General features: G+C 73.1%; 11 protein-coding genes. 9 read left to right on the top strand and 2 right to left on the bottom strand.

The window, feature by feature from the left end; translation table 11 throughout:
- Positions 1-5: 5 nt before the first annotated feature.
- The 3 genes from ACZ6QO_RS12165 to ACZ6QO_RS12155 all read left to right on the top strand — a co-directional run bounded on the left by ACZ6QO_RS12165 (position 6) and on the right by ACZ6QO_RS12155 (position 3,067).
- Positions 6-920, top strand: coding sequence for a permease-like cell division protein FtsX (locus ACZ6QO_RS12165; protein WP_465850072.1), 915 nt, complete (start codon positions 6-8; stop codon positions 918-920).
- 133 nt (positions 921-1,053) lie between these two features.
- Positions 1,054-1,983 carry a glycosyltransferase family 2 protein gene (locus ACZ6QO_RS12160; protein ID WP_465850070.1) on the top strand — a complete coding sequence of 310 codons (930 nt, stop codon included), beginning with the start codon at positions 1,054-1,056 and terminating at the stop codon, positions 1,981-1,983.
- Between the two features lies 1 nt (position 1,984).
- Positions 1,985-3,067 carry a glycosyltransferase family 4 protein gene (locus ACZ6QO_RS12155; protein WP_465850069.1) on the top strand — a complete coding sequence of 361 codons (1,083 nt, stop codon included), beginning with the start codon at positions 1,985-1,987 and terminating at the stop codon, positions 3,065-3,067.
- Here the strand turns inward: ACZ6QO_RS12155 and ACZ6QO_RS12150 are convergent.
- Positions 3,022-3,966 carry a lysylphosphatidylglycerol synthase domain-containing protein gene (locus tag ACZ6QO_RS12150; RefSeq protein WP_465850067.1) on the bottom strand — a complete coding sequence of 315 codons (945 nt, stop codon included), beginning with the start codon at positions 3,964-3,966 and terminating at the stop codon, positions 3,022-3,024. The two genes, ACZ6QO_RS12155 and ACZ6QO_RS12150, sit on opposite strands and share 46 nt — an antisense overlap.
- A 152-nt stretch (positions 3,967-4,118) precedes the next feature.
- Between ACZ6QO_RS12150 and ACZ6QO_RS12145 the strand changes: the two genes are divergently transcribed.
- The 5 genes from ACZ6QO_RS12145 to ACZ6QO_RS12125 all read left to right on the top strand — a co-directional run bounded on the left by ACZ6QO_RS12145 (position 4,119) and on the right by ACZ6QO_RS12125 (position 9,395).
- Positions 4,119-4,979, top strand: coding sequence for a class I SAM-dependent methyltransferase (locus tag ACZ6QO_RS12145; RefSeq protein WP_465850065.1), 861 nt, complete (start codon positions 4,119-4,121; stop codon positions 4,977-4,979).
- A gap of 35 nt (positions 4,980-5,014) precedes the next feature.
- The gene (locus ACZ6QO_RS12140; protein ID WP_465850063.1) at positions 5,015-5,938 is read left to right on the top strand and encodes a lysylphosphatidylglycerol synthase domain-containing protein; all 924 of its coding nucleotides are present in this window, start codon (positions 5,015-5,017) and stop codon (positions 5,936-5,938) included.
- A 224-nt stretch (positions 5,939-6,162) separates the two neighbouring features.
- Positions 6,163-7,290: a glycosyltransferase family 4 protein gene (locus ACZ6QO_RS12135; protein WP_465850061.1), complete on the top strand. Its 1,128-nt coding sequence runs from the start codon at positions 6,163-6,165 to the stop codon at positions 7,288-7,290.
- 14 nt (positions 7,291-7,304) lie between these two features.
- Entirely contained in the window at positions 7,305-8,408 is a 1,104-nt protein-coding gene (manB, locus tag ACZ6QO_RS12130; protein WP_465850059.1) for a mannose-1-phosphate guanylyltransferase, read from the top strand.
- A 63-nt stretch (positions 8,409-8,471) separates the two neighbouring features.
- Positions 8,472-9,395, top strand: coding sequence for a DNA-3-methyladenine glycosylase family protein (locus tag ACZ6QO_RS12125; RefSeq protein ID WP_465850057.1), 924 nt, complete (start codon positions 8,472-8,474; stop codon positions 9,393-9,395).
- 79 nt (positions 9,396-9,474) lie between these two features.
- Here the strand turns inward: ACZ6QO_RS12125 and ACZ6QO_RS12120 are convergent, their stop codons facing one another.
- Positions 9,475-9,615, bottom strand: coding sequence for a hypothetical protein (locus ACZ6QO_RS12120; protein ID WP_465850055.1), 141 nt, complete (start codon positions 9,613-9,615; stop codon positions 9,475-9,477).
- 214 nt (positions 9,616-9,829) lie between these two features.
- Between ACZ6QO_RS12120 and ACZ6QO_RS12115 the strand changes: the two genes are divergently transcribed.
- Positions 9,830-12,388, top strand: a complete 2,559-nt coding sequence (locus tag ACZ6QO_RS12115; RefSeq protein ID WP_465850053.1) for a bifunctional FO biosynthesis protein CofGH — start codon at positions 9,830-9,832, stop codon at positions 12,386-12,388.
- Positions 12,389-12,418: the final 30 nt, after the last annotated feature.

Below are 12,418 nucleotides of genomic sequence, written 5' to 3'. Positions count from 1 at the left end.
GTCACGTGAATCACCAGGTGGAAGGCGCGGAGGCCGGTGAGGAGCTGTCCTTCGGGAGCGGTTCCGAGCGCGAATCGCGGTTGTCGGCCTGGGAGGCGGCGCTCAGGCGGTGGGCGGCCGCGCACCGCAGATCGCTGGTGGCCGCGCTGGCCGTCGTGGTGCTGCTCGCACTGTCGGGGGGCGGCGGCTGGTACCTGTACCAGCGGTCCAGGACACCGCTGCCGCCGCCGGACGTCGCGTGGCCGGTCCAGAACCGCTTCAGGGTGATCCTGTGCGACAGCCCGTGGCCGCGTTGCCCGGACGACGCCGCGCGGGCCATCAGGGACCCGCGGAGCGTGGAGCCGGCGCTGCGCGCGGTGCCGGGGGTCGTCTCGCTGCGGTACGAGACCCCTGAAGAGCAGTACCAGAAGTGGCGGGCGGCCCAGAACGTCGAGCCGCAGGAAATCGTGAGCACTCCGAACCTGTTCGCGCCCGCGTACGTCGGCGTGCTCGCGAGTTCCGCCGCCTACACGGCGGTGGCCGCGCAGGCGGGGCGGATCGCCGGAGTCTGGATGGTGCATCGCGAACCGGTGGATTTCTGGCAGGGCACGGCCGAGGTGACGGTGACGTTGTGCGGCAACCGCATCGAGGAGGTGTGCGCGCCGCTGCGGAACCGGCCGCTCAAGGACGAGGAGAGGCAGGCGATCTTCGACAGGATCCGTGAGGTGGACGGGGTGGAGGAGGTCTACTTCGAGGACCGGGCCCACGCGTTGGAGCTGGAGCGGTTCTACTACCCCGAGGGACGGCCGTACGGCGCGCCTCTCGTGCTGGCCAACATGGACGAGTCCTACCGGGTGAAGATCGCCGGCCCGGACGCCGCCCAGCGCCTGAAGGCGGCCCTGCGAGGAGTCCTGGGCGTCCAGTCCGTCGTCCCGCTGTAGTGCCGAGGCGGTGTGGGCGGGGACGCGGGAATAGGTGCTGGGGGGTTGGGAAGGGTGACGAAGGGGACGGAAGGGTCCCGGATGGGGTTCAGGGGCAGTCGGATGCCGGCCGAGCACTGTATCCTCGCCCGACGTGAGTGTGACCGAGACGCCTGAGACTGGATCCGCCGTGGACGCCAAGCCATATGTGACGATCGTTCTGCCCTGTTACAACGAGCAGGATCACGTCATCGCCGAGGTGGAACGCGTCTGCGGCGCGATGGACGCCAGCGGTTACACCTACGAGCTGGTCGCCGTGGACGACCACTCCACCGACGAGACGCTCGCGCGGCTGCGCGACGCCGCGCCCCGGTTCCCGAACATGCGCATCGTCGCCTTCCACCGCAACGGCGGCTCGGGCACGGTGCGCCGCATCGGCACCCAGGACGCGCGCGGCGAGATCGTCGTGTGGACCGACGCCGACATGACCTACCCCAACGAGCGCATCCCCGAGCTGGTGCAGATCCTGGAGAAGGATCCGACGATCGACCAGGTCGTGGGCGCGCGCACCAGCGAGCAGGGCTCGCACAAGATCCTGCGCGTGCCGGCCAAGTGGTTCATCCGCAAGGTCGCCGAGCGCCTGGCCGGGCAGGAGATCCCCGACCTGAACTCCGGCCTGCGCGCCTTCCGCAAGTCGGTCTCGCTGCCGTACCTGCGGCTGCTGCCCCCCGGGTTCTCCTGCGTGACGACGATCACGCTGGCGTTCCTGTCGAACCAGCACGACGTGCACTACATGCCGATCGAGTACAGCAAGCGGGCGGGCAAGTCGAAGTTCAGCTTCATCTCCGACGCCTACCGCTACATCCTGCAGGTGCTGCGGATGGTGATGTACTTCAACCCGCTCAAGGTGCTGATGCCGCCGGCGATCTGGCTGGTCGTCATCGCGATGGGCAAGGGCGTCGTCGACATGATCCGGCACCCCTTCTACTTCCCGGCGAGCACGGTGATGACCTTCCTCTCCGGGTTGATCATCGGGTCTCTGGCGCTGCTCGCCGACCTGATCGTGCGATCACGGGGCGAATGACGTGCGCGTCGCCATCGTCGGGCCGACCTATCCGTACAAGGGCGGCGGGGCGCAGCACACGACCGAGCTGGCCCACCGGCTGACGGCGCTCGGCCACGACGTCGTCATCGAGTCCTGGCGCGCGCAGTACCCGTCCTTCCTGTACCCGGGGCAGCAGACCATCTCCTCGCCGGAGGGCGAGCCGTTCGCGCACGTCCGGCGCGATCTCGACTGGCGCCGCCCTGACGGGTGGCTGCGCTGCGGGCGCCGGCTGCGCGGGGCCGACCTCGCCGTGCTGACCCTGCTCAGCCCCGTGCAGGTGCCTCCCTATCTCGGCATCGTGTCAGGCCTGCGCCGCGCCACCGAGGTGGTCGCTCTCTGCCACAACGTGCTGCCGCACGAGCGCAAGGCGTACGACGCGCCGCTGGTGAAGGCCCTGCTGCGGCGGGTCGACCGGGTCCTCGCGCACTCGGAGGAGCAGGCGGCGCTCGCCCGCGGGCTGGCGCCCGCGCCGGTGCGGGTGGCGGGCCTGCCGCCGCATCTTCCCGCCAAGGGCGAGTACGCCGCGGCGGCCGCGGGCGGAGTGCGCCGCAGGCTGCTCTTCTTCGGCATGGTGCGCCCGTACAAGGGCCTGGACCTGCTGCTGCGCGCCCTGGCGCAGGTGCCCGGCGTGTCGCTCACGGTGGCCGGCGAGTTCTGGGGCGGCCTGGACGAGACGCGCGCCCTGGTCGCCGAGCTGGGCCTGGGCGACCGCGTCGAGCTGCGGCCCGGGTACGTGGCGGCCGGCGAGGTGCCTGCGCTGTTCGCCGGGGCCGACGCCCTGGTGCTGCCCTACCGGTCGGCCACGGCCAGTCAGAACGCCTGGCTCGGCCACGAGCACGGCCTGCCGGTCATCGCCACCCGGGTGGGCGCGCTCGCCGACCACGTCACCGACGGCGTGGACGGCCTGCTCGTCGAGCCGGGCTCGGCGGAGGCGCTGGCGGGGGCGATCGCCCGGTTCTACGAGGACGGCGAGCCCGAGCGGCTGCGCCAGGGCGTCAAGGCCGTGGACCCCGAGCCTTACTGGGCCGCGTACGCCGCCGCCTTGCTCTCCGCGGGCGCCTGACCGCGCGCCGCCACGAAGCCGATGCCGGCCCAGACGGCGTCGGACAGCGTGAACGCCAGCCGGGACACCACCGCTATGACCAGCGCGTGCGGGGCGTCCAGGACGGGCGTGAGCACCAGCACCATGGCCCCCTCGCGGACGCCGATGCCGGCCGGGACGATGACGGTCAGCAGCCCGGTCACCCAGGCGAGCGCGTACGCCCCGGCGGCGACGGCCGGCAGCGACGGGCCGCCGGGGGCCATGTCGCGGAGCAGCAGCCAGATGTGCAGGCCGTAGAACAGCCAGCCGGCCATCGTCCAGGCGGCCGCCACGAGCATCGCCGACCCGGGGAGCACCTGGTCGAGACGCTCCTTGCGGGCGATCCTCAGCGCGAGGTTGAGCCCGAACGTCAGCACCCGGGGATGCAGTCCCACCACGATGAACGGGATCAGAAGCAGCAGGTACCACGCCTGCCTGGCCACGTCCTGCGAGGTCAGCGGCAAGGTGACCGCGGCCAGGCCCAGCGCGCAGCCGAGCGAGATCACCAGCCCGACCACGGTGGCGCCGAATGTGCGGCGCGGCGGGGAGCCGTGGTCGCGGGCCAGCTCGATCATCGCGGCGAACGCCCACACCGAGCCGGGGACGTACTTGCCGAGCTGCCCCATGAACAGCACCTTGGCGGCGACCCGCAGCGGCAGCGGCGAGCCGAAGCCGGCGAGCACCACCTGCCAGGCGACGAGCATGAATCCGAGGCCGACCATGACGGCGGCGAAGGATCCGGTCACCGTCCACCACGAGAGCCTGCCGAGCGCGGCGACGGTGCCGCTCCAGTTGCGGGACAGGCCGTATGCCAGGAAGGCGAGGGCGACGAGCGCGAGCCCCACCCGGAGCAGAGGACTTGATCGCAGCCGGCTCAACATCCGCCCAGCGTACGACGAGCTGTTACCCGCCGGTAGGCCCGCCCGGCCCGTCTTGTCCGATCATGGACTTCGGTTGACCATCCGGATCACGAGCGTCCCGCCCCTGTGGACAGGGCCCTCGGCGCGCCCGCCACGCACTAATGTTGGGCGTCGTGGGCACTGAACGGGTGGCGCAGCTTGCGTATTCGGAGATCCAGGCGGCGATGCTGGACGAGGCGAAGCGGCGCCGCAAGGCCTCCAAGATCATCGCGGTGCTCGCGCACTTCCTGGGCCGCGATCCCGCCCCCGAGGCCGGCGCCCCCGGGGTGCTCGACGGGCTGACCGTCGCCGACATCGGCTGCTCGGCGGGGTTCATCGCCGACGAGCTGGCGTCGGCGGGCGCGCGGCACGCGTTCGGGGTCGACATCGACGTGCCGGGCCTGCGCAAGGCCGCCGAGCGGTTCGGCGGGCGGGTGGAGTTCGTCTGCGCCGACGGCACGGCGCTGCCGTTCCCCGACGGCTCGATGGACGTGCTGGTGCTCAACCACATCTACGAGCACGTGGTCGACCCCGACGCGGTGGTGCGCGAGCTGCACCGCGTGCTCGCCGACGACGGCGTGCTCTATCTGGGGCTGGGCAACCGGCTCGGGGTGATGGAGCCGCACTACAAGCTGCCGTTCCTGTCCTACCTGCCGCCGTCGCTGGCCGACCGCTACGTGCGCGCCTTCGGCCGTGCCGACCACTACTACGAGCGGTTCCGCACCCGGGCGGGGCTGCGCCGCATGCTCGCCGGCTTCCACGTCTGGGACTATTCCTTCCCCGTGCTCGCCTCGCCCGAGCGCTTCGCCGGCGCCGAGCTGTTCCCGGGCGCCGTGGGGCGGGCCGCGCAGGGCACGCTGGCGCGGACGCCGCGCCCGGCGCTGCGCGCGCTGCTGCCCGTCGTGCCCACCTACCTTTGGGTGGCGACCAAGACGCCGCGCCGGCCGCTCGGGCCGGCGCTCCCGCAGCCCCCCGAACCGGTACGCACCCCGTGACCGGCACGCGTCCCGTGACCGCTCCGCCTCCTCGCGTGACCCGCAAGAAGCTGATCCGGCTGGCGTTCCTGCTGGTGGCGCTCGGGTTCGGGGTGTGGGCCGTCGCAGGGCGGTGGGCGCAGGTGGCCGACGGCTTCGCCCGGCTCTCCTGGCTGCCGCTCGCCGGTTCGCTGGTGGCCGTGATCGCGGCTCTGGCGGCCGGCATGCTGATGTGGCGCGCCCTGCTGGCCGATCTCGGGTCGCCCTTGCCGCTCGCCGGCGCCGCCAAGGTGTTCTTCGTGGGCCAGCTCGGCAAGTACATCCCCGGGTCGCTGTGGCCGGTGCTCGCGCAGATGGAGATGGGCAAGGATCTCGGCGTCCCGCGCTCGCGCAGCGCCACCGCGTTCTTCCTGACATATCCCATCTATCTGGCCAGCGGTCTGTCCGTGGCCGCGCTCACCCTGCCCGCCTTCGCCGGTGACTCCGTGGCCCGGTACGCCTGGCTGCTCCTGCTGCTCCCCGTGCTGGTCGCCGCGCTGCACCCGCGCGTCGTCAACGGCGTGCTCGGCTTCGGCCTCCGCCTGCTCAAACGGCCGCCGCTCGAACGCCCGCTGAGCCGCCGCGGCGTGCTCGTCTCGGCGGGCTGGGCCCTCGCGGGCTGGGTCGCCTACGGCGCCGCCCTGTGGCTGATCGTGGCGGGGCTCGGCGCGACCGGCCCCCGCGCCCTGGCGCTGTCCCTGGGGGCGTTCTCGCTGGCCTGGTGTCTGGGCTTCATCGTGGTCATCGCGCCCGCCGGGGCGGGGGTGCGCGAGGTGGCGCTGGTCGCGGCGCTGGCGCCGGTGCTCGACGCCGGGCCGGCGCTCGCGGCGGCGCTGTGCTCGCGGCTGCTGGTCTCGCTGGGCGACCTGGCGTGCGCGGGGCTGGCGGGCCTGGCCGCCCGGCGCGCGGAAACCGTTCCCGCCGCCGCCCATCACGACTGATTTTCGGCATTCGTTGCCCGTGCGACGTCCTAAATGCGTGTCATATCTCTCACGATTCGGGGGACCCTCGCAATAGAGTGAATCCGATAGGGGATCGGGGGGAGAGGGCCGGCGGCGGCCGGCGGGACACAGGGGTGCCTCTGCCGGCTCGTACCGATCTGGTGCTCTTCGCCCGCGCGGTCTCCGCATCGGCCGGCACGGAGATCGGAAGGGAGCGATCGCTCTTGACGCCTCGAGTGCTCGTCGACGCCGCGGCGGTGCCCGCCGACCGCGGCGCGTTGATCCGGTACGTCGACGGGCTGGTCGCGGCCCTCGACCGGGCGGGCGCCGACGTCTCTGTCGTCTGCCAGCGGGCCGACGCCGAACGCTACGGCAAGATCGCGCCGTCCGCCCGCATCCTCGCCGGGCCTCCCGCGATCACCAACAGGGCCGCCCGGCTGGTCTGGGAGCAGACGGGCATCCCGGTGCTGGCCCGCCAGGTCGGCGCGCAGGTGATCCACGCCCCGTACTACTCCATCCCCCTGCACTGCGGGCTGCCCACGGTCGCCACCGTGCACGACGTCACCTGGTTCACCGAGCCCGACCGGCACGACAAGGTCAGGTCGTCCTTCTTCCGCGCGGCGACCCGCACGGCGGTCCGCAACGCCGAGCGGGTCATCGTGCCGTCCAAGGCCACCCGCGACGAGTTGGTGCGGGTGCTCGCGGCCGACCCGACGCGCATCGACGTCGCCTACCACGGGGTCGACCGGGCGCTGTTCCACCGGCCTTCCGACGACGAGATCAAGCGGGTGTCCGGGCGGCTCGGCTTGCGCGGCCGCCCGTACGTGGCGTTCCTCGGCGCCTTCGAACCGCGCAAGAACGTCCCGAACCTGGTGAAGGGCTTCGGCCAGGCGGTCCGCGACCTGCCGTCGCCGCCCGCGCTGGTGCTGGCGAGCGGCGCCGGCTGGAGCGACGAGGTGGACGATGCGATCAGCGGGCTGCCGGTGACCGTGCGGGTGGTGCGGCCGGGCTACCTGTCCTTCGCCGACCTGCCCGGCTTCCTCGGCGGCGCCGTCGTGGTCGCCTTCCCGTCCCGCGGCGAGGGTTTCGGGCTGCCCGTGCTGGAGGCCATGGCGTGCGGGGCGCCGGTGCTCACCACCCACCGCACGTCGCTGCCCGAGGTCGGCGGGGAGGCCGTCGCCTACACCGAGCCGGACGCCGAGAGCATCAGGGACGCCCTGCGGGCGTTGCTGGAGTCCTCCGAACGCCGCCGCTCGCTGGCCGAGGCGGGGATGGCCAGGTCGCGGGAGTTCACCTGGGATGCCTCTGCCGAAGCGCATCTGCTCAGCTATCAACGGGCGGCCGATCAGTGAGCTAGCCTCACGATGTGACGAGCAGCTACTCGCCGGAGTCGGCGCACCTTGAGGCCATTCTCCTAGTCGGCGGCCAGGGCACCCGTCTGCGCCCCCTCACCCTGAACACCCCCAAGCCGTTGCTTCCCACGGCCGGCGTCCCCTTCCTCGCCCACCAGCTCGCCCGCGCCAAGTCGTTCGGCGTCCGGCGCATCGTCTTCGCCACCTCCTACCGCGCCTCGATGTTCGCCGAGGCGTTCGGCGACGGCTCCTCCTTCGGCCTGTCGCTCGAGTACATGACAGAGGAGACCCCGCTCGGCACCGGCGGCGCCATCCGCAACGCCGCCCAGGCGCTGACCTGCGGCCCGGACGCGCCGGTGCTCGTGCTCAACGGCGACATCCTGTCCGGGCACGACATCTCCGAGCAGGTCGGGCTGCACGTGGCGCGCCGCGCGGCGGTCACCCTGCACCTCACCGAGGTGGACGACCCGTCGCGGTTCGGGTGCGTGCCGACCGACGAGGACGGCCGGGTGACCGCCTTCCTGGAGAAGACCCCCAATCCCGAGACCAACCGCATCAACGCCGGGTGCTACGTCTTCCAGCGCTCGGTCATCGACCAGATCCCGGCGGGGCAGGTGGTCTCCGTCGAACGCGAGACGTTCCCCGGCCTGATCGCCTCCGGTGAGGTGGTGCTCGGGTACGCCGACCGCTCGTACTGGCTGGACGTCGGCACTCCGGCGGCGTTCGTCCAGGGCTCCTGCGACCTGGTGCTGGGCCGCCTGCCCTCGCCGGCGCTGCCCGGCCCGTGCGGGGAGTTCATGACGCTGCACGGCGCCGAGGTCTCGCCGAGCGCCAAGATCGAGGGCGGCACGGTTGTGGGCCCGAGGGCCGTCGTGCGGTCGGACGCCTCCGTCCACGGCAGCGTGCTGGACGCCGACTGCGTCATCGAGTCCGGGGCGGTCGTCGTCGGCTCGGTGGTCGGGGCCGGGGCCAGGGTCGCCTCGGGCGCGGTGCTGCGCGACGCCGTCATCGGGGACGGCGCGGTCGTCGGCGAGGGCAACGAGCTGCTGGCCGGCGCGCGCGTCTGGCCGGGCGTGCGGCTCCCGGCGAACGCGGTCCGCTTCTCCAGCGACGTCTGAACCCGCGTACGGCGGGGAGGGGAGGGGCGCGGCCGGGCCGGTCGCGCCCATAGTGTTGGCGATGTGCGAGAACGCAGGTGGCGGCCCGACTGGCCGGTGGACGTGGAGGCCACCATGGCGCCGCACCGGCGCGGCGGCGGCGACCCCGCCTGGCAGCTCACCGCCGACGGCGCGGTCTGGCGCACCTGCCGCACGCCCGAGGGGCCGGGCACGTTGCGCGTCACCGCCGAGCCGCGCGAGCGCACCGTGGTCGCCCTCGCCTGGGGTCCGGGGGCCGGGTGGCTGCTCGAAACGCTGCCGGAGCTGCTGGGCGCCCACGACCGGGCCGGCGAATTCGTCCGCCTGATGGACGCGCTCGGGCACGAGGCGCACGCGCTGGTGCGCGAGCTGGCCTCCCGCCACCCCGGGCTGCGGGTGGGCCGTACGCTGCGCGTGTTCGAGGCGCTGGTGCCCGCCGTGCTGGAGCAGAAGGTCGTCGGCCGCGAGGCTTGGCGGGCGTGGCGGTGGCTGCTCGCCAGGTACGGCGAGCCCGCGCCGGGCCCGGCGCCCGCGGCGATGCGGGTGTTCCCCGAGCCCGAGGTGTGGCGGCGCATCCCGTCCTGGGACTGGCACCGCGCCGGCGCGGAGGCCGTACGGGCGCGCACGATCGTCAACGCCGCGCCGCACGCCGGCAAGCTGGAGGCGGCGGGGGAGCCGGAGGCCGACCGGCTGCTGCGGGCCCTGCCGGGCGTCGGGGTGTGGACGTCGGCGGAGATCCGCCAGCGGGCGCACGGCGACCCCGACGCCGTCTCGGTCGGCGACTACCACCTTCCCGCGCTGGTGGGCTGGTCGCTGGCCGGCCGCAAGACCGACGACGCGGGGATGCTGGAGCTGCTCGAGCCCTACCGGGGGCACCGCCACCGCGTCGTGCGGCTGCTCGAACTCGGCGGCCGCCGCCCGCCGGCCCGCGGCCCCCGGATGGCCGCTCGCGACTACCGCTCGTTCTGAGCGCCGCCGCTCGTTTCGGAGCGGGCGGGTCGCCGCGGCCGGTTGCGGCCCGGAGGGTTGCGGTCGGCGCGTCGGCGCGTCAGCGGGCGGTTAACGAGGTCGGGCCGCCGGGCGTGGTGGGGGAACTGGGCGTCCAGTCGCGCCCGTCGCGGGTGTCGCTGCCGAACAGCGGGGCGAGCACGGCGGCGGCGGCGATGAGCAGGGGGATGAGCCAGGACATCGGGACTCCTTCGGAGCTCTCTCGTGGTTGCCCTCCAATTATGTGCCGGTGCATATATTCACGTCCATCGAGAATCGCTATGGCTAACTGTTAAGCATCACTACATGAGTGGAGTGCTCTCGCCCACTGCGCGCGCCTCGCAGGCGTGATCGGCGTCGCGGGCACGGCACCCCGGCGGATCACCCGGCTCGAACGGTTTCGTACTGTGCGATGCATGAACGTGAACCCCACAGACGCCGCCATGCGGCGGGCGCTGGCTCGGGCAAGGGACGGCAAGGCGCTCGACCTGGCGGAGGCCACGGTTCTCCTGCACGCCAGAGGCGACGACCTGGACCGCCTCCTCGACCACGCGGGCCGGGTCAGGGACGCCGGGCTGGCCTCCGTGGGCAGGGACAAGATCGTCACCTACAGCCGCAAGGTGTTCATCCCGCTGACCCGGCTGTGCCGGGACCGCTGCGGCTACTGCACGTTCGCCACCGCCCCCGGCAAGCTGCCCGCGCCGTTCCTCAGCCCCGACGAGGTGCTGGAGATCGCCCGGCAGGGCGCCGCCATGGGCTGCAAGGAGGCGCTGTTCACGCTCGGCGACCGGCCCGAGGACCGCTGGCACCAGGCCCGCGAGTGGCTGGACGCCCACGGCTACGACGACACCCTCTCCTACGTGCGCGCCATGGCCATCCGCGTCCTGGAGGAGACCGGGCTGCTGCCGCACCTGAACCCCGGGGTGATGACCTGGCGCGACCTCCAGCGGCTCAAGCCGGTCGCCCCCTCCATGGGCATGATGCTGGAGACCACCTCCCGGCGGCTGTTCGAGGAGAAGGGCCAGGCCCACTACGGCTCGCCGGACAAGGACCCGGCCGTCCGCGTGCGCGTGCTGGAGGACGCCGGCCGCTCCAACGTGCCGTTCACCACCGGCATCCTGATCGGCATCGGCGAGACCGTCGCCGACCGGGCCGAGTCGATCTTCGCGATCCGGCGGGTCGCGCGCGAGTACGGCGGCGTGCAGGAGGTCATCGTCCAGAACTTCCGCGCCAAGCCCGACACCGCGATGCGCGGCATACCGGACGCCGACCTGCACGAGCTGGCCGCCACCATCGCGGTCGCCCGGCTCGTCCTCGGCGGCAAGACGCGCCTGCAGGCGCCGCCCAACCTCATCGGCGACGAGTACGCCCTGATGATCAGGGCCGGCATCGACGACTGGGGCGGGGTCTCGCCGCTGACCCCCGACCACGTCAACCCCGAGCGCCCCTGGCCGCAGATCGAGGAGCTCGCGGCCCGCACCGCCGCCGCCGGGTTCACGCTGAAGGAACGCCTGACGATCTACCCCGAGTACGTTCTCGCCGGCGAGCCGTGGCTGGACCCGCGCCTGCGCGCCCACGTCGCCGCGCTGGCCGACCCGGAGACAGGCCTCGCGCGGGACGTGACGCCGGTGGGCGCGCCCTGGCAGGAGCCGGACGGCGGGTTCGCCTCGGCCGGGCGTACGGACCTGCACGTGGAGGTGGACGCCACCGGCCGCTCACAGGACAGGCGGGACGACTTCGCGCACGTCTACGGCGACTGGGAGGCCCTGCGCGACCGCGTCCCGGCGCGCGCGGGCGGCGGCGCCGTCGACGGGGACATGCGCGAGGCCCTGCGCCGCGCGGCGGCCGACCCCGCGAGGCTCACCGACGCGCAGGCCCTCACGCTGCTCGGCGCGGACGGCGCCGACCTGGAGGAGCTGTGCCGGGTGGCGGACGGCCTGCGCCGGGAGGCCGCCGGCGACGCGGTGACCTACGTCGTCAACCGGAACATCAACTTCACCAACGTCTGCTACACCGGCTGCCGGTTCTGCGCGTTCGCGCAGCGGCGGACCGACGCCGACGCCTACACCCTCTCCCTGGACCAGGTCGCCGACCGGGCGGCCGAGGCGTGGGAGGCGGGGGCGACCGAGGTGTGCATGCAGGGCGGCATCCACCCCGACCTTCCCGGCACGGCGTACTTCGACATCGCCAAGGCGGTGAAGCGGAAGGTCCCCGGCATGCACGTGCACGCCTTCTCCCCGATGGAGGTCATCAACGGCGCGAGCCGGACGAACCTGTCGATCCACGACTGGCTGGTGGCCGCGAAGGAGGCCGGGGTCGACTCGCTGCCCGGCACGGCGGCGGAGATCCTCGACGACGACGTGCGGTGGGTGCTGACCAAGGGCAAGCTGCCGGCCCGCGAGTGGGTCGAGGTCATCACCGCCGCGCACCGCGTCGGCATCCCGACGACCTCGACGATGATGTACGGCCACGTGGACACCCCGGCGCACTGGGTGGCGCACATCAGGCTGATCCGCCGCATCCAGGAGGAGACCGGCGGCTTCTCGGAGTTCGTGCTGCTGCCGTTCGTGCACCACAGCGCCCCGATCTACCTGGCCGGCATCGCCCGTCCGGGGCCGACGGCCAGGGAGAACCGCGCCGTGCACGCGCTGGCGCGCATCATGCTGCACGGCGCGATCGCCAACATCCAGTGCTCGTGGGTCAAGCTGCAGGACGACCTGTGCCGGGCCGTGCTGTCGGGCGGCGTGAACGACCTGGGCGGCACGCTGATGGAGGAGACGATCAGCAGAATGGCCGGGTCGGAGAACGGCTCGTACAAGACGATCAGTGACATCGTCGCGATGGTGGAGCCCACCGGCCGCCCGCTGCGCCAGCGCACCACCGGGTACGGCACCCCCTCGGCGGAGCGCGTGGCGGCGGCCCAGGCCAGCGACGGCGTCTGCGGCAGCGTCCGCCGGAAGGTCCCGCTGCTGTGACCTCGCCGTCGTTCTCGCGTGCGGGCGGTG

The organism is Sphaerisporangium sp. NPDC049457, assembly GCF_055586705.1.
The sequence above is the reverse complement of the archived record's forward strand: the minus strand, read 5'-3'. Positions and strand labels throughout refer to the sequence as shown.